Annotated in this window: 21 protein-coding genes; 10 read left to right on the plus strand and 11 right to left on the minus strand. The window is 56.1% G+C overall.

Annotated elements, in window-relative coordinates:
• Positions 1-173: 173 nt before the first annotated feature.
• On the plus strand, positions 174-1670 hold the full coding sequence (ansP, locus tag ACOQH0_RS11955; RefSeq protein WP_010431489.1) for an L-asparagine permease: 1497 nt from the start codon (positions 174-176) through the stop codon (positions 1668-1670).
• A 91-nt stretch (positions 1671-1761) separates the two neighbouring features.
• On the opposite strand, the gene ACOQH0_RS11960 is transcribed toward ansP, so the two are convergent.
• Positions 1762-2823, minus strand: coding sequence for a YncE family protein (locus ACOQH0_RS11960; RefSeq protein WP_421510425.1), 1062 nt, complete (start codon positions 2821-2823; stop codon positions 1762-1764).
• Between the two features lie 242 nt (positions 2824-3065).
• Here ACOQH0_RS11960 and pqqU point away from each other — a divergent pair, with 242 nt between their 5' ends.
• The gene (gene pqqU, locus ACOQH0_RS11965) at positions 3066-5180 is read left to right on the plus strand and encodes a TonB-dependent receptor PqqU (protein WP_421510426.1); all 2115 of its coding nucleotides are present in this window, start codon (positions 3066-3068) and stop codon (positions 5178-5180) included.
• Between the two features lie 121 nt (positions 5181-5301).
• Here pqqU and ACOQH0_RS11970 read toward each other — a convergent pair whose 3' ends face one another.
• The 3 genes from ACOQH0_RS11970 to ACOQH0_RS11980 form a co-directional block, all read right to left on the minus strand.
• Entirely contained in the window at positions 5302-5970 is a 669-nt protein-coding gene (locus ACOQH0_RS11970; protein ID WP_421510427.1) for a GntR family transcriptional regulator, read from the minus strand.
• A gap of 251 nt (positions 5971-6221) precedes the next feature.
• Entirely contained in the window at positions 6222-7262 is a 1041-nt protein-coding gene (locus ACOQH0_RS11975) for an NADP-dependent oxidoreductase (RefSeq protein WP_421510428.1), read from the minus strand.
• 66 nt (positions 7263-7328) lie between these two features.
• Positions 7329-7904, minus strand: a complete 576-nt coding sequence (locus ACOQH0_RS11980; protein ID WP_089600100.1) for a helix-turn-helix domain-containing protein — start codon at positions 7902-7904, stop codon at positions 7329-7331.
• A 151-nt stretch (positions 7905-8055) separates the two neighbouring features.
• Here ACOQH0_RS11980 and ACOQH0_RS11985 point away from each other — a divergent pair, with 151 nt between their 5' ends.
• Both ACOQH0_RS11985 and ACOQH0_RS11990 read left to right on the plus strand, forming a co-directional pair.
• Positions 8056-8574 carry a GNAT family N-acetyltransferase gene (locus ACOQH0_RS11985; protein ID WP_421510429.1) on the plus strand — a complete coding sequence of 173 codons (519 nt, stop codon included), beginning with the start codon at positions 8056-8058 and terminating at the stop codon, positions 8572-8574.
• Complete coding sequence (locus ACOQH0_RS11990; RefSeq protein ID WP_010431505.1) at positions 8571-9020, plus strand: DMT family transporter; 450 nt, start codon at positions 8571-8573, stop codon at positions 9018-9020. Before ACOQH0_RS11985 ends, ACOQH0_RS11990 begins: the two co-directional genes overlap by 4 nt.
• 3 nt (positions 9021-9023) lie before the next feature.
• Here ACOQH0_RS11990 and ACOQH0_RS11995 read toward each other — a convergent pair whose 3' ends face one another.
• Positions 9024-9257: a YdcY family protein gene (locus tag ACOQH0_RS11995; RefSeq protein WP_010431507.1), complete on the minus strand. Its 234-nt coding sequence runs from the start codon at positions 9255-9257 to the stop codon at positions 9024-9026.
• Between the two features lie 95 nt (positions 9258-9352).
• Positions 9353-10951, minus strand: a complete 1599-nt coding sequence (locus ACOQH0_RS12000) for an ABC transporter substrate-binding protein (RefSeq protein ID WP_421510430.1) — start codon at positions 10949-10951, stop codon at positions 9353-9355.
• A 280-nt stretch (positions 10952-11231) separates the two neighbouring features.
• Here ACOQH0_RS12000 and ACOQH0_RS12005 point away from each other — a divergent pair, with 280 nt between their 5' ends.
• Genes ACOQH0_RS12005 through ACOQH0_RS12015 form a run of 3 tightly spaced genes read left to right on the plus strand, consistent with a single transcriptional unit; the run spans position 11232 to position 17723 of the window.
• Positions 11232-12566, plus strand: coding sequence for an SrfA family protein (locus ACOQH0_RS12005; RefSeq protein WP_421510431.1), 1335 nt, complete (start codon positions 11232-11234; stop codon positions 12564-12566).
• Positions 12567-12570: 4 nt separating this feature from the next.
• On the plus strand, positions 12571-15552 hold the full coding sequence (locus tag ACOQH0_RS12010; protein ID WP_421510432.1) for a virulence factor SrfB: 2982 nt from the start codon (positions 12571-12573) through the stop codon (positions 15550-15552).
• Positions 15549-17723 (plus strand): virulence factor SrfC family protein, encoded by a 2175-nt coding sequence (locus ACOQH0_RS12015; protein WP_421510433.1) that lies wholly within the window; start codon positions 15549-15551, stop codon positions 17721-17723. Before ACOQH0_RS12010 ends, ACOQH0_RS12015 begins: the two co-directional genes overlap by 4 nt.
• Before the next feature lie 96 nt (positions 17724-17819).
• On the opposite strand, the gene ACOQH0_RS12020 is transcribed toward ACOQH0_RS12015, so the two are convergent.
• Together ACOQH0_RS12020 and ACOQH0_RS12025 are read right to left on the minus strand one after the other, a co-directional pair.
• A complete protein-coding gene (locus tag ACOQH0_RS12020) occupies positions 17820-18575 on the minus strand; it encodes an alpha/beta fold hydrolase (RefSeq protein WP_421510434.1) in 756 nt (251 codons plus the stop codon).
• A gap of 86 nt (positions 18576-18661) precedes the next feature.
• The gene (locus ACOQH0_RS12025; protein ID WP_421510435.1) at positions 18662-18835 is read right to left on the minus strand and encodes a GhoT/OrtT family toxin; all 174 of its coding nucleotides are present in this window, start codon (positions 18833-18835) and stop codon (positions 18662-18664) included.
• A gap of 244 nt (positions 18836-19079) precedes the next feature.
• On the opposite strand from ACOQH0_RS12025, the gene ACOQH0_RS12030 reads away from it, so the two are divergent.
• From ACOQH0_RS12030 to ACOQH0_RS12040, 3 genes are read left to right on the plus strand one after another with little or no spacing between them, the layout of a single operon-like run.
• Positions 19080-19406, plus strand: a complete 327-nt coding sequence (locus ACOQH0_RS12030) for a DUF1971 domain-containing protein (protein ID WP_421510436.1) — start codon at positions 19080-19082, stop codon at positions 19404-19406.
• Between the two features lie 27 nt (positions 19407-19433).
• Positions 19434-19787, plus strand: a complete 354-nt coding sequence (locus ACOQH0_RS12035; protein ID WP_421510437.1) for a DUF1971 domain-containing protein — start codon at positions 19434-19436, stop codon at positions 19785-19787.
• Between the two features lie 4 nt (positions 19788-19791).
• On the plus strand, positions 19792-19974 hold the full coding sequence (locus tag ACOQH0_RS12040) for a DUF1869 domain-containing protein (protein ID WP_010431529.1): 183 nt from the start codon (positions 19792-19794) through the stop codon (positions 19972-19974).
• 38 nt (positions 19975-20012) lie between these two features.
• Here the strand turns inward: ACOQH0_RS12040 and patD are convergent, their stop codons facing one another.
• Genes patD through ACOQH0_RS12055 form a run of 3 tightly spaced genes read right to left on the minus strand, consistent with a single transcriptional unit; the run spans position 20013 to position 23196 of the window.
• Entirely contained in the window at positions 20013-21437 is a 1425-nt protein-coding gene (gene patD, locus ACOQH0_RS12045; protein WP_421510438.1) for an aminobutyraldehyde dehydrogenase, read from the minus strand.
• A gap of 24 nt (positions 21438-21461) precedes the next feature.
• Positions 21462-22268, minus strand: a complete 807-nt coding sequence (locus ACOQH0_RS12050; RefSeq protein WP_421510439.1) for an ABC transporter permease — start codon at positions 22266-22268, stop codon at positions 21462-21464.
• The gene (locus tag ACOQH0_RS12055) at positions 22258-23196 is read right to left on the minus strand and encodes an ABC transporter permease (protein WP_421510440.1); all 939 of its coding nucleotides are present in this window, start codon (positions 23194-23196) and stop codon (positions 22258-22260) included. Before ACOQH0_RS12055 ends, ACOQH0_RS12050 begins: the two co-directional genes overlap by 11 nt.
• Between the last annotated feature and the right edge of the window lie 6 nt (positions 23197-23202).

Below are 23202 nucleotides of genomic sequence, written 5' to 3' on the forward strand. Positions count from 1 at the left end.
ATATTTTGCGTCGCTTATCAATTGCGGGTAGGATGCCACGCCATGTTTCGCCTTATCCATACACAGAATGACTGGAAAGGCAGCATGTGTTTGCGCAGAAGCAATCGTTTGTATTGCGTTCTGCCAGGCAGGACTATCACGATAATGGTTCAGACAGGCAAACAGGTAACTCAATGAAAACAAGCAATAAAAGCGCAGCCGATCATCACGCTGCGAAACGTCGCTGGTTGAACTCCCACGAAGAGGGCTACCACAAAGCGATGGGCAACCGTCAGGTTCAAATGATCGCCATCGGCGGCGCTATCGGTACAGGTCTGTTTTTAGGTGCTGGCGCACGTCTGCAAATGGCGGGCCCCGCACTTGCACTGGTCTATCTGGTGTGCGGGATCTTCTCGTTCTTCATCCTTCGTGCCCTGGGCGAACTGGTACTGCACCGCCCGTCCAGCGGCAGTTTTGTCTCCTACGCTCGCGAGTTCCTCGGTGAAAAAGCCGCCTACGTGGCAGGCTGGATGTACTTCGTCAACTGGGCGATGACCGGTATCGTCGACATCACCGCCGTTGCGCTGTACATGCACTACTGGGGCGCGTTTGGCGATGTGCCGCAGTGGGTCTTTGCGCTCGGCGCGCTGGCGATTGTCGGCACCATGAACATGATCGGCGTGAAGTGGTTCGCCGAGATGGAGTTCTGGTTTGCGCTGGTAAAAGTGCTGGCCATCGTGGTGTTCCTGGTGGTCGGTACGGTGTTCCTCGGCAGCGGTAAACCGCTGGACGGCAATGCCACCGGCTTCCACCTGATAACCGATAACGGCGGCTTCTTCCCCCACGGCCTGCTGCCTGCGCTGGTGCTGGTTCAGGGCGTAGTGTTTGCTTTTGCTTCCATTGAGCTCGTCGGTACCGCGGCGGGTGAATGTAAAGACCCGCAGACGATGGTGCCAAAAGCCATCAACAGCGTGATCTGGCGTATCGGCCTGTTCTACGTCGGCTCCGTGGTGCTGCTGGTTCTGCTGCTGCCGTGGAACGCCTATCAGGCAGGTCAGAGTCCGTTCGTGACCTTCTTCTCTAAGCTGGGCGTCCCTTATGTGGGCAGCATCATGAACATTGTGGTACTGACCGCGGCGCTCTCCAGCCTGAACTCTGGCCTGTATTCCACTGGCCGTATTCTGCGCTCCATGTCGATGGGCGGTTCCGCGCCGAAGTTCATGTCGAAGATGAGCAAGCAGCAGGTTCCTTATGCGGGGATTCTGGCGACGCTGGTGGTTTACGTCTTTGGCGTGTTCCTGAACTATCTGGTGCCGTCCCGCGTATTTGAGATCGTGCTGAACGTGGCCGCGCTGGGGATTATCGCCTCCTGGGCCTTTATTGTGGTCTGCCAGATGCGTCTGCGCAAAGCGATCAAAGAAGGCAAAGCGGCTGATGTGAGCTTCAAGATGCCGGGCGCACCGGTGACCTCCTGGCTCACCCTGCTGTTTCTGTTCAGCGTGCTGGTGCTGATGGCGTTTGACTACCCGAACGGTACTTACACCATCGCGACGATCCCGCTGCTGGCGGTTCTGCTGATTGCTGGCTGGTTCGGCGTGCGTAAGCGCGTTCACGAGATCCACAGCACCGCGCCGGTTCATCACGACGATGAAAAGCACGATGCACCGCTGGTGGAAGAAACCTCGCGTTAATAAAAAAGCCGGGTGGCGGCTTCGCCTTACCCGGCCTACATATCAAGAATTTGTAGGCCCGGTAAGCGCAGCGCCACCGGGCAATTCCCCATCAGAGTGCAATACGAATCACATCATCAGGCTGGGTTGCTTCCTGCTGACGGGTCGACTTTTGTTTCACAGTCACATACAGCGTTTTACCATCGGCAGAGAGTGCCAGGCTATTCGGATAAACCGGCGTATCGAACGTTTTGGTCACCTGGTAGGTTTTCGCGTCAATCACGCTCACCTTGCCCGCTTCGCGGTGCGTCACGTAGACTTCATTGCGCGTTGGGTTAAACAGGACGGCCAGTGATTCAGGCGCGGCGATCTTCTCCATTACGCTGCCGTCTTTCAGGCTCACCACCAGCACTTCCGGCTGTTTTGAATCGGTCAGGAACGCACGCTGACCGGCGGTGTCCAGGCTCAGGTTAAGGTAGAAATGCTCTTTACCGTCGTCCTGCACTTTTTTACGGCTGATGATTTTGTGGGTGGCCGTGTCAATCGTCAGCAGTTCGCCGTCCGCATTCGTGGTATAGAGACGTTTCGCCTGCGCATCCAGCGCCAGGCCGGTGCTGTAGGTGCCGGTATTAGCAATAGTGTCCTTCAGCTTCAGGGTTGCGCCGTCCACGACCCAAATCACGCTCTCTTTGCCTACACCGGTGATGTAAACGGTGTTGCTCGCGTCGTCCGCCACCAGCTGGCGCGGCTGCAGCGGTTTGATCGTTTCGCTGCGTTTACGATCGTCGAGCACCAGACGCCCTTTCACGTCCCCCGTTTTGGCATCAATGGCCGTCACCGCACCGTTGATGGTGTTACCCAACCACAGCGTCTGGGTGGCGTTATCGAAGGTTGCCCCGAACGGTTTGAGATCGCTATGGATCGCTTGCGTCACGTCCAGCGTGACCGGGTCAAGGCGATAAACGACTCCGCCTTTATCGGTCTTACGGCTTTGTGATGTCGCCACCCACAGCGCGTTCTCCTGCTGGCTCAACGCCATCTCATAAGCCCCTTTGCCGACCGCTTTACGCAGCATCTCTTCTGCAGCATGAACCTGGAACGTACCGGCGAATAATAATGAGCCTAACAGCAGAGAACCGCGCAGGCGCGGCGAGCACAGATGACGTAAAGACATAACAATTCCTTTTTTGAAGAATAAGTGTACTGCTGACATCGCTTCCAACCGGCAGCGTCATCGCGCCGCCTTTATGATAATGAGAATAGTAATCATTAATTCTATAAATGTGGAGTTTTTCTTCCCTTCACTCCTTTCATTAACGCAATGTGCGGTTATAGTTTTCAAAACATTTACAAAAGATTTAACATGTATGCACATGTTCCATTTGGTTCGTTTCTTCACCTTAACTGGTTTATTTCATGAAAATCATCACCGCCCGTAAGGCAACTCTCCCGCTGCTGCTGGTTCCTGTTATCCTGGCGCCCCTTGAGGCGATAGGCGCGGACGAGCAGACCATGATCGTCAGCGCCACGCCGCAGACTGTCTCTGAACTGGATACGCCCGCCGCGGTCAGCGTGGTCAATGGCGACGATATGCGTCAGGCAACCCCACGGATTAACTTGTCTGAATCTCTCGGTAGTGTGCCGGGGCTGCAAATTCAGAATCGCCAGAACTATGCACAGGATCTGCAGATTTCAATGCGTGGCTTTGGCGCCCGCTCTACCTTCGGCGTGCGCGGTATTCGGATGTACGTGGACGGTATTCCCGCCACCATGCCGGACGGTCAGGGCCAGACCTCGAACATCGATCTCACCAGCGTGGATAGCGTGGAAGTGCTGCGCGGCCCCTTCTCTGCCCTTTACGGCAACGCCTCTGGTGGCGTCATTAACATTAATACGCAGACCGGCCAGCAGCCGCCGACCATTGAGGCCAGCAGCTATTACGGCAGTTACGGCACCTGGCGCTACGGCATGAAAGCCACCGGTGCGATGGGCGACGGTACGCATGCGGGCGATGTGGATTACACCGTTTCGACCACCCGCTTCACCACCCATGGCTATCGCGACCACAGCGGCGCGCGCAAGAACCTCGCCAACGCGAAGCTGGGCGTGCGTATTGATGACGTAAGCAAGCTGACGCTGATTTTCAACAGCGTGGACATGAAAGCCAACGATCCGGGCGGTCTTGACTATCAGGAATGGCGTGACAACCCGCGTCAGTCACCGCGCGGCGACCAGTACAACACCCGCAAAACCATCAAGCAGACCCAGGCCGGGCTGCGCTATGACCGTCAGCTGAGCGAGCAGGACGATCTCAGCGTGATGATGTACGCCGGTGAGCGTGAAATGACGCAGTATCAATCCATCCCGTATCAGCCACAGTTGAGACCAACCCATTCCGGCGGCGTGATTGATATGCAGCGTCACTATCAGGGCGTCGATACCCGCTGGACGCACCGGGGCGAGCTGCTGGTTCCGGTCACCTTTACTACCGGGCTGAACTACGAAAATCTGAGTGAAGATCGTCGCGGGTACGAGAACTTTGTCATGAACAACGGCGTGCCGGATTACGGTGTAAAAGGCAATAAGCGTCGTGATGAACGTAACCTGATGTGGAACCTTGACCCTTACCTGCAAACCAGCTGGCAGTTAACGCAAAAACTCTCTGTCGATGCAGGTGTGCGTTACAGCTCCGTCTGGTTTGATTCCAACGACCATTACGTTACGTCCGCCAACGGCGATGACAGCGGCGAGGCGAGCTACCATAAATGGCTCCCGGCGGGCTCGGTGAAATACGCCGTGACCGACGCGTGGAATATCTATGCCGCCGCAGGACGTGGATTTGAAACGCCGACGATCAATGAACTCTCCTATCGTCCTGATAACCAGGGTGGGCTGAACATTGGCCTGAAGCCGTCCACCAACAACACCTATGAAGTGGGCAGCAAAACCCGTATCGGCAATGGCCTGCTGACGGCAGCGCTGTTCCGCACCGATACGGATGACGAGATTGTGGTGGATTCCAGCTCCGGAGGCCGAACCAGCTATAAAAATGCCGGTAAAACTCGTCGTCAGGGGGTGGAAATTTCCCTCGACCAGCAGTTTGCGGAAAACTGGAAGCTGAAAATGGCGTGGACCTACCTTGATGCCACCTACCGTACCAACGTATGCGGGGATGATAACTGCAACGGCAACCGTATGCCGGGGATTGCCCGCAACATGGGCTTCGCATCGTTTGGCTGGCAGCCAGAAGAAGGCTGGTATGCAGGGACAGACGTGCGCTACATGAGCGACATTATGGCCGACGACGAAAACACGGCCAAAGCGCCGTCTTATACGGTTGTCGGACTCAATACCGGGTATAAATTCAATTACGGCAACTGGGGAATGGATCTCTTTGGCCGCGTCGATAACCTGTTCGATAAAGAGTACGCGGGCTCAGTGATTGTCAACGAGTCCAACGGGCGTTATTACGAACCTGCTCCGGGCCGCAACTACGGCGTAGGACTGTCGGTCTCTTATCGCTTCGAGTAAGGATACGCGACGTCCCTCTTCTCTTTTTTATATTTTAACTCCTGTTGGCTAATTGCCAGCAGGAGTTATTCATCAAAAGAATAAATGGATGCGGTAAATAGTCGTGCGCTAAAATAATCTCTCAGTTGAAATATTGTCGCTGTAGCAGATCGTTTGCTTCATCAATCAGCTTATCTATTGCTTTCTTACTCCCTTCAACATCCCTTCTTTCCAGAGCAGAAAGTAAATCTGCGTAATGATAGGTTGATGCCCTGATATCATTCAGCTCCCGGTGGAGATAGTTAATACAGGGACCAATGCGCACCCACAGCTGCTCGATGAGCGCGCTGAGTGTCGGCATCTCCGCGTACTGATACAGCGTAAAGCGGAAAATACGGTTTGCGTATAACGCCTGCTGGACGTTGCCGTTAGACATGGCGTCATGAAAGGCCTCCGACAGCTTGTGCAGCGTTTCCAGCTTGCTCTCCGTCATGTGCTGACAGGCAGCCGCTACCGCCATTGGCTCCAGCTGTTTTCTGATGGCGTTTATTTCGTTATAGCGATCTAACGTTACCTCAGGCACCAGGAAGGCCTGCGCAGGCGTGGCGTGCAGCGCCCCCGCCGATACCAGACGTAAAAGCGCCTCGCGAACCGGGGTGATGCTGGTGCCTAATTTATCGGCGATCTCTTTCGTAATCAGTCGAGCACCAGGTTTAAGTGAGCCTGTAATTAACGCCCCTTTTAAACTGATCTCAACTTGCATGGTTAGACTGACTCTTTGCGCTTTTTCTAAATGATCCAAATCAAGCATGTTCAATTCCTGTAGCTAATACTTAACGCTATTTTTAAGCGTCGCTTTTTATAACGACGCTGGTTCGATATATCCTGTATCGTCATGCCTGGTGGTGGGAAGTGCGTATAAACGCAAAAAAATACATTCACTCTGTTTTTATCGCGCTCTGGCCTTCTATGCTGATGACGCTGGCGCGGTGCCGATATAATTAAAGACAATATATCGTATCTTCACAAATAAATATGGCGGGTTTCCCGCCATATTTTCGTTTATTTATGGTCCGCAGCGACGCGAATCACGACTTTGCCGAAGTTTTTGCCTTCAAGCAGCCCAATCAACGCCTCGGGTGCGTTTTCGAGTCCGTCAGTAACCTGTTCGCGATAATGGATTTTACCTTCCTGTACCCAACGCCCCATCTCGTCCTGGAACTCTTTAATACGGTGTCCGTAGTCCTGGCCGATGATAAAGCCCTGCATGCGAATGCGTTTCTTCAACAGGGTTGCCATCAACAGCGGCAAACGATCCGGGCCGTCCGGCAGACCGGTTGCGTTGTAGCCGCTGACCAGCCCACATACCGGCACGCGCGCGGCGGTATTCAGTAGCGGCAGTACGGCATCAAAGACTTTCCCGCCAACGTTTTCATAATAAACATCTATTCCCTGCGGGCAGGCTGTTGCCAGCTGCGCGTCAAAATCCGCAGCATGGTGATCCAGGCACTGGTCGAATCCCAATACCTCGACAGCATGGCGGCATTTTTCAGCACCACCCGCGACACCGATAACCCGGCAGCCTTTAATTTTGCCGATTTGCCCGACCGTTGCCCCAACCGGCCCGGTCGCCGCAGCCACCACCAGCGTTTCACCGGCTTTTGGCTGACCGATATCCAGTAGGCCCATATAGGCGGTAAAGCCCGGCATCCCGAGCACGCCAAGCGCCCATGAAGGGTGCGAAGGGTTTTCCCCCAGCTTGACCAGGCCGCTGCCGTCCGAGAGTTCATACTCCTGCCAGCCGCTATAACCCAGCACCCATTCACCCGGTTTGAAATCCGGATGGCTCGACTGCTCAACCCGGCTTACCGTACCGCCCACCATAACCGCGCCAATCTCAACGGGCGGAGAATAGGAAGGCGCATCGCTCATGCGGCCGCGCATATACGGGTCCAGCGAGAGCCACACCGTGCGTAATAGCACCTGTCCCTCTGTCAGAGCGGGCAGCGGCTGTTCTTCTAAACGGAAGTTATTCGCCACTGGCGCACCGTGTGGGCGCGAGGCCAAAAGCCAGCGACGGTTTCGCGTGGAAGATTGACTCATAAATCACTCCTTTCTCGTGCAAATGTCTTTAGAGACTAGTCCCTTATCTGGCATGACGCTTTGACATTACGAGCCAGACTGATTGAGGCGAACAACCAGATAAATGCAGGCTTCATCGGTCTCATTAATAAACCGACAGTCATTGGGCGGCCCCAGTTCGAGACAATCTCCGGCCTTCATTTCATGCCGGGTATCCCCTTCCTGAAACACCAGCTCGCCAGACTGCAGCCAGATCAGCTGACGTGCCAGCGCGTAAGACGATGCAGGCATCGGCACATCGCTGCCGGGGGGAAGTTCCACCTGCACGAGATCGATAGGCAAATCAGTGCGCGGCGACACATGACGCCGCACGTAATGCGTTTGCGGATCGCGCCAGACCGGTTGATTCGCCAGGCGCAGGAGTTTGCCCTCCTGCATTTCAGCCCGCGCGATTAACGTAGACATGCTGATGCCAAAGGCACCCGATAGCCGGGCAAGCAGCGTCGCCGTAGGGCTACTGTCCCCACGCTCTATCTTATGGATCATCGCGCGCGATACGCCTGCCCGTTCGGCCAGCTCGCTCAGGGACCAGCCTCGCGACTCACGTTCGATACGAATACGCGCGCTAATCCGTTGATTCATATTGTCTGTCATAGTATTCATCACGTCATACTATAGTGTATGAACAGTATTTCAATGGCAGTTTTTATAACAAAAAAATAGGGTTTATACCGTAGCCGTAAGACGGCACTTTTGTGTACTATTGTGACATCTGCGTACCACTATAGTGAACAACTCAGCCTGAGGGTTAATCATGATCGTTCGTCATGCCAGTAAAGAAGATTGCGCCGCTATCGGTGAAATATATAACCACGCGGTTCTGCATACGGCCGCCATCTGGAACGATAAAACGGTGGATACCGATAACCGAATAGCGTGGTTTGAAGCGCGCACGCTGGTGGGTTATCCCGTGCTGGTCAGCGAAGACGATGGCGTGGTAACGGGATATGCCTCCTTCGGCGACTGGCGGGCGTTCGACGGTTTTCGCCACACCGTTGAGCACTCCGTCTACGTTCACCCGGACCACCAGGGTAAAGGCATCGGGCGGTTGTTGATGAAGGCATTGATCGTTGAAGCGCGAAAAATTGGCAAACACGTCATGGTGGCGGGGATTGAAGCGCAAAACCATACCTCCATTCATCTTCATGAGACGCTGGGGTTTGTCACCACGGGACAGATGCCGCAGGTGGGGACCAAATTTGGTCGCTGGCTGGATTTAACCTTCATGCAGCTGCAGCTTGACGAGCGCAGCGAACCGGATGCACTCCCATGAATCAATCGCTCACGCTGGCGTTCCTGGTTGCCGCGGGTATTGGGCTGGTGGTGCAGAACACGTTGATGGTGCGAATCACCCAAAGCTCATCCACCATTCTCATCGCCATGCTGTTGAACTCGCTGGTTGGCATTGTGCTGTTTGTCAGCATTTTGTTGATTAAGCAGGGGTTCACCGGCTTTCATGAACTGGCGTCAACGGTTCGCTGGTGGACGCTGATCCCGGGCCTGCTGGGCTCGTTTTTTGTCTTTGCCAGCATTAGCGGGTATCAGAATGTGGGGGCGGCAACCACCATTGCGGTACTGGTGGCAAGCCAGCTGATTGGTGGGCTGGTGCTGGACGTGCTGAGAAGCCACGGCATTCCGCTGCGCGCGCTGATCGGCCCGGTGTGCGGCGCGGTGATGCTGGTGGTGGGCGCCTGGCTGGTGGCCCGACGCCAGTTTTGATCGTTACAGTATGGTGCCGCCTTTAGTTAGCTGTTCCTCACGCGCATCCATCTCTTCTTTATGCTGCTTACCGTGGTGTGAAATCGCGGTGCGCAGGCGCTGCTGCTGGGTATAGCGGTCTTCCCGGCTCAGCTCTGCATCATCGCTTAGTTCAATCAGCAGTTCGTTCATGTGGGTAATCACGCTCTCTTTGATGGCGGCATCCACACGGGCTGTTACGTCGTTTAAATGTGACATTGTCACTCCTTGTTATTGCCGGGTGGCGGCTACGCCTTACCCGGCCTACTTTAGACCTGTAGGCCCGGCAAGCGCAGCGCCACCGGGCAACATTGTCAATTCAGCTTCGCTTTGGAGAAATCGCTGCCCATCAGGCTCACGCTGTAACCCGTCACGTTGCTTCGGGTCGCGTAGAAGGTTTTACCGTTCGCGAGGGCAATCCACGGTGCCTGCTGGTAGAAAATCTCCTGCGCCTGGCCGTAGAGTTTCGCACGCTCGGCCGGGTTGCTGGTCAGCTTCGCTTTATTCACCAGAGCGTCATAACCCTTGTCGCACCAGCGTGCGGCGTTGGATCCGGTTTTGATGCTGTCACAGCCCAGCAGCACGTCGGCGAAGTTATCCGGGTCGCCGTTGTCGGACATCCAGCCAAACAGCGCGGAGTCGTGCTCGCCCTTACGCATGCCGGAGAGATACTCGCCCCACTCGTAAGAGACAATTTTCGCCTTCACGCCCACTTTAGCCCAGTCGGCCTGAATCATCTCAGCGATACGTCGCGAGTTCGGGTTATACGGACGCTGAACCGGCATTGACCACAGGGTCACTTCTGCGCCCTTCTCCAGTCCGGCCTGTTTCAGCAATGCTTTCGCTTTTTCTAGATCGTAGCTGTAATCCTTCAGATCTTTGTTAAAGCCCAGCATATTTGGCGGGATTGGCGATTTTGCCACCGTACCCGAACCCATAAACACCGCGTTCACGATCGCCTTTTTGTCGGTCGCATAGTTCAGCGCCTGACGCACCAGCACGTTATCGAAAGGTTTTTTCTCGGTGTTGAACGCCAGATAGCCGACGTTAAGCGCGTCGATTGAATGCAGCGTCAGGTCTTTGTTTTTCTTAATGACGTCAAACTGAACCGGCGACGGCGCAGGGATAATCTGGCATTCGTTGGTCTGCAGTTTCGCCAGACGGGTTTCTACGTTTGGCGTGATAGAGAAAATCAGGTGTTTGGTCGGGACCGCGCCGTCCCAGTAGTTCGGGTTTGCGACGTAGCGGATAAGCGAGTCCACCTTATACTGCTGAAGCACGTAAGGCCCGGTGCCGATTGGCCATGTATCGACGTTCTCAGGCGTGCCCTTTTTCAGCATCGCATCGGCATATTCGGCGGACAGGATAGAGGCAAAATCCATCCCCCAGTCGGCCAGAAACGCGGCGTTCGGTTCGCTAAGCGTAAACTGGACGTGGTAATCGTCGACCTTTTTCACGTCCTGAATCAGCTTATCCAGCCCCACGTCGTTGAAGTATTCGTAATTGCCCTGCGAGACGTTGTGATACGGATGCTTAGGGTCTTTCTGACGCAAGACCGAGAAAATAACGTCATCCGCGTTAAAGTCACGGGTCGGCTTGAAGAATTTATTACTGTTAAACTTTACCCCTTTGCGCAGGGTGAAGGTATAGGTTTTGCCGTCCGGCGAAATGGTCCAGGACTCCGCCAGCGACGGAACAGGGGTGTTTTTCACCGGGTCAAAATTGATCAGGCGGTTATACAGTACCTGAGAGCTGGCGACAAAAGATGGACCCGAACTGGCGATTTGCGGGTTAAACGACTCGGGTGAAGCCTCGGAGCAGTAAATAATGGTATCGGTGTTTGCCGCCCATGCGGCCCCTGCCGGTAAAAGCGTGCTCAACGCGAGAGCAAGCAGCGTTTTCCCTGTAGACATGGTTATAACCCTTTCAGTTTTATTATTGTGAACAGTAATAACAGCACAGCGGTTTTGACCTGACAAATAACGAAACACTATCAGGTTATTCTAAAGCAGAGTTTATTGCTGCTTTTCCACTCAAGAAAAAAGGCGATTTGCCTTAAGTACCATTATTCGTCAAGCACAACCGTCGCGATCAATGCCGTAAGAAATCGGCCCTTTTGGCGTCTCCTCAGCCGTTTGTTTGCGTCCCGGTTTCGTTAAAGTAACGGTGTGAAGAAGTCTATGGGAACAAATCGTGGCAAAAACACTTTTACGCAGCGGTAATCTGGATGATTTTCAGGCCGTTGGCGGCGGCGGACAGGCCGTTTTTGAATCAGCGTTGCAAATCCGTGAAGCGCTTCGGCTGCGCAAACAGCAGGCGATTGTCGACTGCCTGGCCATTCCTCAGGTAAACGATGGCGGCGATCGCGTGGACTGGTATTCCCCCGTTGACGGAACGGTTTCCAGCTGGAAAGCCGCAGAGGAAGATGAGCGTTACCGCGCCCTGCGCTACCTGGAGAACACCCTGGCCAGCGTGGAATCGCTGAGTAAAAAGTGTCTGCAGTCACCGAAAACCGCGCAACAGCTGTTTGGTTCCCTGCTGTCAAAAACCTTCCAGTTCCCCGGCGAAAACTTCCTCTATCTGGTCGATGGCAAACCGGTGATCTGCTTCTGGGGCTTCGTGAACCTTAACGAGAACGCCCGTGACGACGTGCTTGATTGCCTGAGGGAATCGCTGATCCCGGAACCTGCGCCCGTTGTCATTGACGATCCAGAGCCAGAGCCCGAGCCCACGCCGGTGATTACCTTTGAACAAGCCGATGAGCCGCTCGTGACGCCCGCGACCAGCGTGCGCATCACCGAGGACGAACTGTACGAGCCAGAACCGCCTCGCGTGATTGTACCGTCTGTAGCAGAAGAACCGGTCCCCGAGATTGTACCGAAAAAGCGCCGCGTCCCCCTGTGGTCATTGCCCGTCGCAGCGGTGATTGTTGCGGCAATAGCGACCCCATTACTCTGGCCAAAACAGGCACCCTCTGCTGAACCTGTCGCCGTACCGGCAGCACCTGTTGCCATTGCGCCAAAACCCATTAAGCCGGTAGAACAGCTTGCCATGAACCTGCCTCTGCACCAGGCCGAAGTGCTGGAGCCGAAGGTACAAGCGCCCGTCGCAAAACCAGAGCCTGTCGTGATTGCCGCGATCCCGAAAGATGCCATGGTGATGGAGGCCAATCAGGTCAAAGCAGGCTCGACACGTTTCCTGAACGGAACCTGGCGCGCCCTTCTCGACGTGAAAGATCCGGTCACCGGCAAGCCGCCGTCACTGCGCTACCAAATACAGAATAATAAAGGCACCGCACGCGTGGTTCACGGCGACAACATCGTTTGCCGCGTCGAGGTGTTCTCCGGGCTGCACAGCAACGGTGAGTTACTGATTAAAACGCGCGGCAACGCCCGCTGCACGGACGGCTCACGCTATCCCATGCCTGAAGTCGCCTGCAAAGCAGGCACCAGCGATGTGGCGGAATGTAGCGCACGTTATGATGCCAACACCGTCGTTCCACTGACGTTCAAGAAAGCAGGTGCGTGATCCTATGCTGGTAACTCTTTGCGACTATAAACAGAGCGTCACGCTCATTGCTAACAGCGGCGTACAGTTCCTTGATTTTGGCCTGACCCCGCAGGACACCGCCAGCAATGGTCGTTTCGTGCGTAAAACGGCAAATGGCCCGCTCCTGCGCCTTGATTTCGACCTGGTGAACGGCCGTTACACGCTCCCGGCGAGCGGCGGCAGCCAGCCGGAGGTGGTGAAGCCGGAAAGCACCATTCCTCTGCATCAGTCTCTGACGGTACTGGACGGCGTCTGGCTCCCGCTACCGTTCCTGCGCTTTAATCCTCCGCGCACCTTCGTTGATGGCCCGGACAACTGGGCTCGCGTGCAGGTGCGTAAACTGGATACCCCGGATGCGGCAGGCAATACGCATCGCGTGACCCTCGCGCTCGACAGCCAGATTGCAGAACACGCCACTTCCGCGCTGTCGCCTGTCGAAAACGACATTCTGAACGGCACCCGTTTCGCCCTCGCCTGGCGCGATGAGGAAGTGGAGAACTTCCTCGATCAGACCTGGATTGACGGCTGGCTGCGCGAAGCCTTTACCCAGTTTGCGGACGGTGTTGAAAAACGCTCTGAGCGCGAGTTGTACCAGGCAATGCGCAGTTTTGAATATCAGGCGCACTGGCTCAATCTCCTGTCGATGCTCGGCGAGCAGTTGACCGTGCCTGAAGTGAAATTTGTCACCCACACGCTCAGCACCCCTGCCATTCCGGTCGACCTGATCCTCGACGTGGGCAACACCCACACCTGCGGCGTCATTATTGAAGATCATGGCGATGCGAACGATGGGCTGCGCCAGACCGCCGAGCTGCAGGTTCGCTCGCTAAGCGAGCCGCAGTTCCTGAATGAGCCGCTCTTCACCAGCCGCCTGGAGTTCTCCGAAGCGCGTTTCGGCAAGCAGCACTTCTCCGTGGAAAGCGGCCGTGAAGATGCCTTCGTCTGGCCGTCAATCGTGCGCGTGGGAGACGAAGCGCGCAAACTGGCGATGCAGCGCCTGGGTACCGAAGGTAACAGCGGTATCTCCAGCCCGCGTCGCTACCTGTGGGACGAAACCCCGGTGATTCAGGACTGGCGCTTCAGCCAGATGAACAGCAAAACCCAGCGTGAACCGCTGGCGACCGCCTTCCCGCTGATGAACCTGATGAACGATGACGGTGAGCCGCTCTTCACCCTGCCTCAGGATGAACGTCTGCCGGTATTTTCCCCGCAGTACAGCCGCAGCACGTTAATGACCCATATGCTCTGTGAGCTGCTGGCACAGGCGCTGGGGCAGATCAACAGCGTCGCCACGCGCTTGCGCCTGGGCTTCCCGGCGTCTCCGCGTCAGCTGCGCACGCTCATTCTTACCCTGCCCTCGGCCATGCCGAAACAGGAGCGTGAGATTTTCCGTCGTCGCATGTTTGAAGCTATTGCTATCGTCTGGAAAGCGATGGGCTGGCACCCGCAGGATGAAGATTTTGCCAGCCGCAAACAGCAGGAAAAAAGCGTGGTGCCGGTACCTGAAATTCAGATGGAATGGGACGAAGCCAGCTGCGGCCAGCTGGTCTGGCTGTATAACGAAGCCATCTCCCATTTCGGCGGCCAGACAGAAGCGTTCTTCGCTTCCCTCGCCCGTCCGGATCGAGAGCCTGAACCGGGCGTTCAACCCGGGCGTTCACTGCGCGTGGCCTCCATTGATATTGGCGGCGGTACGACGGATATGGCGATTACGCACTATCAGTTAGACGACGGTTCCGGTAACAACGTCAAAATTACCCCGCAGCTGCTGTTCCGCGAAGGGTTTAAGGTCGCCGGAGACGACACGCTGCTGGACGTGATCCAGCGCTATGTGCTGCCTGCGCTGCAAACCCAGCTGCAGAAATCCGGGATTGCGGACGCTTCCCTGCTGATGGCGTCGCTGTTTGGCGATTCCGGACGCATTGACACGCAGGCCGTGCTGCGCCAGCAAACGGCGCTTCAGCTGTTTATGCCGATTGGACATGCGATCCTCGCCGCGTGGGAATCCAGCGACATTGACGATCCGCTGGCCGGACTGCATGCCACCTTCGGCGATCTCCTTGCGCAAAAACCAACGCGCAACGTCCTGAACTATCTGCAGCAGGCGATCGACCATGCGCTGCCCGCGGGGTCAGAAGCGTTCGATCTCTTTGCCGTTCCGCTGCACGTTAATTTCCGCGAGATGCAGGATGCCATGCTGGCCGGACAGTTCACGCTGGCGTCTCCCCTTCATGCGGTGTGCGAGGCCATTTCCCATTACAGCTGCGATATTTTGCTGATCACGGGCCGCCCGGGCTGCCTGCCGGGTGTCCAGGCGCTCATCCGCCACCTGCAGCCGGTGCCGGTCAACCGCATCGTCTGGCTGGATAAGTATCAGGTGCATGAATGGTATCCATTCAGCCAGCAGGGGCGTATCGGCAATCCTAAATCTACTGCCGCCGTCGGCGCGATGCTGTGCAGCCTGGCGCTGGATCTTCGCCTGCCGCGTTTCAACTTTAAGGCAGCCGACATTGGCGCATACTCGACGGTTCGTTACCTGGGCGTGCTGGATAACACCATAAATACCCTGCGCGAAGAGAACGTCTGGTACCAGGATATCGATCTCGATAAGCCGGGCGCGAAGCTGGATGCCCGTCTCCATTTCCCGCTACGCGGGAACGTCACGCTCGGCTTCCGTCAGCTTGCAAACGCCCGCTGGCCAGCGACGCCGCTGTATACCCTGAGCATTAACTCTGCTGAACTGGCAAAAGCCATTGCAGGCGACGGCGTGCTTAACGTTCGCCTGAAGCTGCGCGGCGGCAGCAAGCACGAAGGGCCGGAGTCCTTCGAGCTCAGCGACGCCTGGCTACAGGACGGCACGCCGGTTCCCCCGGACGCACTGACCTTTAAACTGAATACCCTGGCCGATCGCCGACACAGCGGCAGCCACTACTGGATTGACAGCGGGAGCGTATACCTGAAATGACTGTGACGACTGCCACCACTCAGGCCTTAATCGGGTGGATTAACGACACGCGCCTGCACGCTCCCATGCTGGATAACGATGCTGATGCCCTGCTGTCACGGGTCACGTCCGCCCAGGCGCGTGAGCAGGCCATTGACCGTGCCCTCCTGAGCCAGAGCAGCATCGGGCTGTACGGCCATTCCCAGGCGGCGAAATCGCATTTACTCACGTCATTGTGCGGCAGCGGTAATGGTCGTCTGAACGTGTCACCCGGCCAGCGCACGTTCGACTATTTTTCGCATATCAATCCCGGCCATGCGGCAACGAATATGGCCATTCGCTTCACCCGCGAACAGCGGGATATTGCCGATGAGGCGTTTCCGCTGCGTCTGCGACTGGTGACCGAAGCCGAACTGGTCCAGCTGTTTATTGCGCGCATCACCCTGCACCCGCAGATCCGCCCGGTGGATAAATCCGTGATTGAAACGCGGCTGGAGAAGTGGCGCGCCTTGCGTCAACCGCAAGGCGTTCCGGGGATCACCGCACAGGAAGTGGGTGCAATCGCCCGTTTCTGGCAGAGCACCGTTCCCGGCGGGAAACAGCATATGGACGATGCCCTGTGGCACCAGTTCGCACTGCTGATCCCTTCGCTCGATCTCAGCACGCGCGCCAGCGTCTGGTCACTGCTGTGGGGAGAACAACAGGAGTTAACCCAACAGTGGCTTAAGCTCGCCCACGTTCTGCATCAAACCAGCCATGCCACGCTGCTTGCGGCCCCCCTTAGCCTGCTGGTGGATAATTTTGGTCTGCCGAGTGAAGGTTTCCTGACTCACGGGGCGTTAACCGCGCCGGAGGCGCAGGAAGCGCTGCTGCACCCGATCAGCGACGGTGACGTGCTAAATGCCATCAGCATTCCCGTTGATATCCTCGCCTTCCTTACCCGTGAGCTGGTGCTGCCGGTAGAGGGATGCGTCATTGATAATGTAGATATTATTGATATTCCTGCGCTGTCTGACGACGGAGCATCGTTGATGACGCAGGCCAAATGCCTGTGGCTGCTGGAACATTATCGTCAGCAGCTACAGCCCGATGTACTGGTCATCTGTAACGCCACCGCACATCATCAGCAGACGGCCAAAGCTGCGCGAACCCTTCAGAACTGGGTCAAAGAGACGCAGCCTGCGGAAGAATCCGCTCTCCCGGGTCTCGTGTGGGCAATTACGCCACACGACGCGCGTTTTACGACGAAACAGAATCTGGATGAAGCCGTCCAGCACCTGCTGGGCCAGCCGGGTCTGCGCTGGGGTACGCTGCAGGCGCTGGACAGCCACAGCATGCAGCGCATGATTGAGTGGCTTTCTCAGGCCACGCTGCCGTCTCAGCGTCACAAGCGGCTCCATAAGCTAAAAACGCTTTTACAGCAGGAACTGGCGGCACTCATGCAACCTTATCTTGCCCCGGTCACTCAGGATGCAGGGGAAAGACGTTCTCAGGCCGAAAATATGGTGAGAATGCTGCAAAGCAGCGCCGCACGCCACGGTGAACTGCTTGAAGGGCTTTTACCGCCGCTCAAAGCCTTTGAAACGCTGCTGGCAGTACAGCAGCCGCGCGAGGAGCAGGTCAACGGGTTGTTCACTGACGTTATTGACCTGTTCGCGGAAAATACGCAGGAAAGCACCGGTACCGTTCAGACCAAAGATAAAGCACGCCTCGCGCACAAGGTGTGGATTAACCATCTGCGTCAATGGAGTCGCAACGATGCCGCTGCCGCCCGGTTAGGCCTTGAACCGGCGGTTTTACAGCAGGTTGCCGATGTACTCGTCGTCGCCAGTTATCGTCTGGATTTACCTCAGCAACTGCAGCGGATCGTTGAGACGGATAAAAGTAGCGCCGCGCAACTGCATGCGGTGATGGGTAATTTCATTGGCTGGCTGGGTTACGACAAAATGCCGGTTACTGGGCGTCCTGCAAGCCGCATCCGTAAAGGCAAGGCAATCTTTGTTACGCCCATCGTGAGCAGTGCCACCCCGCGTCTCGCGCGTCTGGGCGAGCAACCCATACATGCCGCAACAGCATATGTGTACGACTGGCTGGTTGCGCTTTATAGCCGCGCGATAGAGAACATTGATTACCAGCATCCGCATGATGTCCAGCCTGGCGCGCGTCAGGCCTTATACGCATTATTGCGCTGAACGTTGATTACAATGTAGCCGCCTTTCTTGCCGGGTGGCGCTGCGCTTACCCGGCCTACATCCTGATATTTTGGCCCGCAGCAGTGCGGGCCATTATCACACCACCATACACCCGGCTAGCGTCTGCGCCAGCGCAGAGGGATTTTCCCACGACATTGAGTGCCCCGCCGCAGGGATGATTTTCACCTCAACGCCCTTCCGCTTCAGATTCTCCACGTCGCCATCAGGCAGCGACAGCTCGCCGAAAATCAACGTCACTGGGCAAGGGAGTGACAGGAACTGCGCCTCCCATTCTGGCTCAACGCCTTCCACCAGACTCGATGCACCCCGCCAGACGGCATAAGGCGCATTGCTTTTCAGGCAACCCGCCCACGCCGTCGTTTCCGCGCTCACCATGGCGTCATAACCCTGCGTCAGAAACTGTTGCTCGGTTTGTGCGGCAATTGACCGGCTGAACATTCCCCCACCCGCATGAAAATTGGGTTCTGAGACCATCAGCCCCTTCACGCGCCCCGCCAGCAGCCCCGCCGTTTCGATAGCAATGCTGCCGCCCATGCTGTGGCCGTATAACCAGAAGGCATCCAGTTTAAGGTGATCAATCAGTTCCGCCACAACGTGCGCCTGGTCGGTAGTTTTATAGCTGTAGTGCTCAGGCTTATCGCTGTAGCCGCTGCCGGGCAAATCGATGAGAATCGCTCTGCGCGCGCCAAACAGCGGATCATGAACGACACGGGGATATTCATAGGAAGAGGCGCAGCCCAGCCCGTGAATGAACACCACGGGATCGCCGGTGCCGGGCAAGTCATGCCAGCGCACGGTGCAACCGGCCTGCTGCGAGTAAAAACTGTTCATAAGCACTCCTTTTACGATTCACTGTGTATTTATACAGTTACTGTATCTGGAATGCCATATTCATCTTTTAAAAATGGAAGCGTGCTTCAGAAAAGCGAGATCAGCAGCGCAACGGGAAAGCTCATTGGCCACGTCGAGCCCACCAGAAAAGCGCTGAGCAGGCGGATACGTTTGCGGTCTTTGGAGAGGAACCAGGTAATTAATGCGCAGAAAGAAGCCATGATTGCGTAAAAAACCAACATCTTTTGATACAACGTCATTCTGTATACCAGAGCCGAAAAAATAACCGCACGCAATATGCGTCATATGTTGATACAGATCAAGTTTTTTCGTTACAGAATAACCACTTAAAGTTTATGGATAATAACAATTGAGTATCTTGCGTAACAAACAGGGAGAGCAGGCAATACTCCTTATCTATAACACGCATCTAAAATACACTTTTTGACAAGTCCTCTGTTTTTGAAAGGCGTCTAATAAAGGCAGACATTCATGGGAGGCCAAATGCTACGCATTCCGCAGAGTTGTATTCATACCCGTTCCACCCCTTTCTGGAATCGAGACACTGCCCCTGCCGGGATCTTTCAGCGTCATCTCGACACGGGCACCCGTCCGGGCGTTTATCCGCGCCTTTCCGTTATGCAAGGTGCCGTACGCTACTTAGGCTATGCCGATGAACTGACTCCCGAGCCTGACAGTACATTGATTATCGAGGCTGGGCACTTCGGTGTTTTTCCGCCGGAGAAATGGCATCACATCGAAGTTATGTCCGATGACACGTTGTTCAACATCGACTTTTTCGTTGAACCCGAGGTACTGAGGTCGCTTTAAGTGGCTTTCACTTAAGAGGAAATCATTATGCTACGTATTCCTGAGAATTTTGTTCATACCCGCTCCACGCCCTTCTGGGATAAAGACACCGCGCCAAAAGCCCTTTTCAATCATCATAATACTAAAGCCAGCGTCTACGGCCGTTTGTCCGTGATGCAGGGCGCGGTGCGCTATTTTGGCTTCCCGGATGCAGATGCAACAGAACCGGATTTGGAACAGGTGATCGAGGCGGGATCGTTTGGCATCTTACCGCCGGAAAAATGGCATCGCATTGAGTTGTTGACCGACGATACCTATTTCAATATCGACTTTTTTGCCGATCCTGACGTTACGCTTCAGGGCGCAGGTATCGGGAAAGTTGTTAATACACATAAGGAGTAACGTCGTGAGTAAAGCAACGTACACCGTGACCGTGACCAACAACAGCAACGGCGTCTCGGTGGATTATGAAACTGACGCACCAATGGAGTTGCTCATCCCCGATGTCGCCGCAGACGTGGTGAAAGATTTGGTGAATACCGTCCGCGCTTACGATACGGAAAATGAGCACGAGGTATGTGGCTGGTAAATAAAACGCCCGGCGATACTGGCCGCCGGGCATAATTTTTAGTGTTTTATCATGACATGCCGGACAACCGTATAATCCTCAAGCCCGTAGACCGACATATCTTTGCCGTAGCCGGATAATTTCATGCCGCCGTGCGGCATTTCGCTCACCAGCATAAAATGGGTATTCACCCAGGTGCAGCCGTACTGCAGGCGCGCACTCAGACGATGCGCGCGGCCCACGTCTTTGGTCCAGACCGATGACGCCAGGCCATATTGCGAATCGTTGGCCCAGGCAAGTACCTGCGCTTCGTCGTCAAATTCCGTCACGCTGACGATCGGACCAAACACCTCTCGTTGAACAATTGCATCTTCTTGCTTCGCCCCGGCCAGCAGTGTTGGCTGGAAGTAGTAGCCCGCCCCCTCGTGTTTCCTCCCGCCGGTCACCACGCGGATATGGCTCAGCGCTTTTGCCTCGTCAACCGCGTTGCACACGCGTGACAGGTGTGCGGCAGAACTGAGCGGGCCAAGTTCTGTCGACTCGTCCTCCGGCGCCCCCATTTTCAGGCTGGCGACGGCGGCCCCCAGCTTCTCAACCAGCGCGGCGTAAATGCCCTTCTGGGCATAGATACGGCAGGCAGCGGTGCAGTCTTGTCCGGCGTTGTAGAAACCGAACGTGCGCACGCCTTCCACCACGGCGTCCAGATCGGCATCGTCAAAAACAATCACCGGTGCTTTGCCGCCCAGCTCCATATGGGTGCGCTTAATTGAGGAAGCCGTGTGGCTGATAATATGCTCGCCCGTGGCAATCGACCCGGTGAGTGAGACCATGCGGACTTTTTCATGCCCGGTGAGCGGGTCGCCGACGGTTTTACCGCGACCAAAGAGAACGTTAAGTACGCCTGCCGGGAAGATGTCTCTGGCCAGCTCGGCCAACTTTAAGGCCGTCAACGGTGTAATTTCAGAAGGTTTGATCACCACGCAGTTGCCTGCCGCCAGCGCGGGGGCCAGCTTCCAGGCAGCCATCATCAGCGGGTAGTTCCACGGCGCAATGGACGCGACGACGCCGATCGGGTCGCGGCGGATCATTGACGTATGCCCTTCAAGATACTCGCCGGCGGCCAGTCCATTCAGGCAGCGCGCCGCGCCCGCAAAGAAGCGAAACACGTCGACCACCGCCGGGATTTCGTCCCCCAGCGCGCAGTGCAGAGGTTTTCCACAATTAAGGGATTCGAGCCGGGCGAACTCTTCAGCATGCGCTTCAATGGCATCAGCCAGCTTCAACAAACACTCGGCGCGGGTTTTAGGCGTCGTTTGCCCCCATTCCCCGAACGCGCGATCCGCAGCCTGAACGGCCGCATCGACCTGCGCCGCTGACGCTTCAGCAATATCCAGCAGTACGTCGCCGGTGGCAGGGTTATAGACCGGCTGCGTTTCCCCTTCACCGGCCACCAGTTCACCATTAATCAGCAGTAGTTTTTGCATAGCATTGTCCTGTTGAAATCAATGTTATTTCCCGCTTTCGGCACCGTTTTCGCCGTCGCGGGTTAGCCACCAGGCTCCCAGAATGGGGATGGTTGTGACCAGCATCACCAGCAGTGCAACAACGTTGGTGACCGGTACGTCACGCGGACGACCGAGCTGGTTGAGCAACCACAGCGGTAACGTGCGCTCGTGTCCCGCCGTAAATGTCGTCACGATAATTTCGTCAAACGACAGCGCAAACGCCAGCATCCCTCCGGCCAGCAGCGCCGAGCCAAGGTTAGGCAGCACCACATAGCGAAAGGTTTGCCAGCCGTCTGCACCTAAATCCATCGACGCTTCCACCAGACTCCAGGACGTGCGCCGGAACCGGGCAATCACGTTGTTGAAAACCACCACCACGCAGAAGGTGGCGTGTCCTACAACGATGGTGAAAAATCCCGGCTCAAGGTTGATGGTTTTGAATGCCGTCAGCAGCGCCAGGCCGGTGATAATCCCCGGCAGGGCAATCGGCAACAGCAGCAGCAGAGAAATCGCGTTTTTACCAAAGAACTCGCTGCGCCACAGAGCCGCTGCAGCAAGCGTGCCAAGCAGGAGTGCAATGCCGGTTGATAAGCTGGCAATTTTAAGTGACAACGTCACTGACTCAAGGATATCCCCACGCCCTGCCGCCACGCTGAACCACTTGAGCGTTAACCCCTGCGGCGGGAAGCTGAACGCCGCGTCCTCGGTATTGAACGCATAGATCGCGATAATCAGCAGCGGGAAGTGGAGGAAGATAACCCCGCCCCACGCGGCCACTTTCAGGAACAACGGTGCGCGATCAGAGTGCATCAAATGCTCCCAGGCGTTTCACGAACGCCAGATAAAGCGAGATCAGCACAATCGGAACCAGCGTGAATGCGGCAGCCATGGGCATATTCCCAATGGCCCCCTGCTGAGCGTAGACCATGTTTCCGATGAAATATCCCGGCGGCCCCACCAGCTGCGGCACGATAAAATCCCCGAGCGTCAGCGAGAAGGTAAATATTGATCCTGCCGCAATGCCCGGAATAGCCAGCGGCAGAACCACGTAGCGGAAGGTTTGGCGCGGACGAGCGCCCAGATCGGCAGACGCCTGTAGCAGAGAAGCGGGTAACCTCTCCAGCGCCGCCTGCACGGGTAGGATCATAAACGGCAGCCAGATATAGACGAAGACCAGAAAGCGGCCCAGCCCTGATGTCGACAATGTGTTACCGCCAATCGCCGGAAGCGTAAGCAGAGAAATCAGGAGCGGCTCAAGCCCCAAATGGCTGAGAAACCACTGTGCCACCCCATCTTTCGCCAGCAGCAGCGTCCAGGCGTAAGCCTTAACGATATAACTCGCCCACATGGGTAGCATCACCGCGATGTAGAAAAAGGCTTTCCACTTACCGCGTGTATAACGCGCCATATACCACGCCATCGGAAACGCGAGGGTCGCGCTGGCGACAGTGACCGCAAGAGCCATCACCAGCGTGCGCAAGATGATGTCGTAGTTCGCCGGGTTGAAAAGTGCCTGAATGTTCGCAAAGGTGAGATCGGGCGTCACCGACATGGTGAAGTCGTCGAACGTATAGAAACCCTGCCACAGCAGTGTCAGAAGCGAACCCAAATAGACGATGCCAAACCACATCAGCGGCGCGAGCAGGAGCAGGAACAGACCCAGCGAGGGTTTACGCCAGAACAAGGCGGTAATACGGCTTAACCTACCGTGCGGCGCGGGCGTGGGTGAAACGCTCATGTCCAT

It is taken from the genome of Enterobacter sp. JS8-1, assembly GCF_049187015.1.
In the GTDB taxonomy this organism is placed as follows: domain Bacteria; phylum Pseudomonadota; class Gammaproteobacteria; order Enterobacterales; family Enterobacteriaceae; genus Enterobacter; species Enterobacter mori.

Excerpts from the sequence above, each read along its gene's own strand:
- patD (WP_421510438.1), bottom strand. The coding sequence starts at position 21,437 with ATGCAAAAACTACTGCTGATTAATGGTGAACTGGTGGCCGGTGAAGGG.
- ACOQH0_RS12050 (WP_421510439.1), bottom strand. The coding sequence starts at position 22,268 with ATGCACTCTGATCGCGCACCGTTGTTCCTGAAAGTGGCCGCGTGGGGC.
- ansP (WP_010431489.1), top strand. The coding sequence starts at position 174 with ATGAAAACAAGCAATAAAAGCGCAGCCGATCATCACGCTGCGAAACGT.
- ACOQH0_RS12055 (WP_421510440.1), bottom strand. The coding sequence starts at position 23,196 with ATGAGCGTTTCACCCACGCCCGCGCCGCACGGTAGGTTAAGCCGTATT.
- ACOQH0_RS11980 (WP_089600100.1), bottom strand. The coding sequence starts at position 7,904 with ATGAATACTATGACAGACAATATGAATCAACGGATTAGCGCGCGTATT.
- ACOQH0_RS11960 (WP_421510425.1), bottom strand. The coding sequence starts at position 2,823 with ATGTCTTTACGTCATCTGTGCTCGCCGCGCCTGCGCGGTTCTCTGCTG.
- ACOQH0_RS12025 (WP_421510435.1), bottom strand. The coding sequence starts at position 18,835 with ATGACGTTGTATCAAAAGATGTTGGTTTTTTACGCAATCATGGCTTCT.
- pqqU (WP_421510426.1), top strand. The coding sequence starts at position 3,066 with ATGAAAATCATCACCGCCCGTAAGGCAACTCTCCCGCTGCTGCTGGTT.
- ACOQH0_RS12000 (WP_421510430.1), bottom strand. The coding sequence starts at position 10,951 with ATGTCTACAGGGAAAACGCTGCTTGCTCTCGCGTTGAGCACGCTTTTA.
- ACOQH0_RS11975 (WP_421510428.1), bottom strand. The coding sequence starts at position 7,262 with ATGAGTCAATCTTCCACGCGAAACCGTCGCTGGCTTTTGGCCTCGCGC.
- ACOQH0_RS11995 (WP_010431507.1), bottom strand. The coding sequence starts at position 9,257 with ATGTCACATTTAAACGACGTAACAGCCCGTGTGGATGCCGCCATCAAA.
- ACOQH0_RS12035 (WP_421510437.1), top strand. The coding sequence starts at position 19,434 with ATGCTACGTATTCCTGAGAATTTTGTTCATACCCGCTCCACGCCCTTC.
- ACOQH0_RS12030 (WP_421510436.1), top strand. The coding sequence starts at position 19,080 with ATGCTACGCATTCCGCAGAGTTGTATTCATACCCGTTCCACCCCTTTC.
- ACOQH0_RS11970 (WP_421510427.1), bottom strand. The coding sequence starts at position 5,970 with ATGCTTGATTTGGATCATTTAGAAAAAGCGCAAAGAGTCAGTCTAACC.
- ACOQH0_RS11990 (WP_010431505.1), top strand. The coding sequence starts at position 8,571 with ATGAATCAATCGCTCACGCTGGCGTTCCTGGTTGCCGCGGGTATTGGG.
- ACOQH0_RS12015 (WP_421510433.1), top strand. The coding sequence starts at position 15,549 with ATGACTGTGACGACTGCCACCACTCAGGCCTTAATCGGGTGGATTAAC.
- ACOQH0_RS11985 (WP_421510429.1), top strand. The coding sequence starts at position 8,056 with ATGATCGTTCGTCATGCCAGTAAAGAAGATTGCGCCGCTATCGGTGAA.
- ACOQH0_RS12010 (WP_421510432.1), top strand. The coding sequence starts at position 12,571 with ATGCTGGTAACTCTTTGCGACTATAAACAGAGCGTCACGCTCATTGCT.
- ACOQH0_RS12020 (WP_421510434.1), bottom strand. The coding sequence starts at position 18,575 with ATGAACAGTTTTTACTCGCAGCAGGCCGGTTGCACCGTGCGCTGGCAT.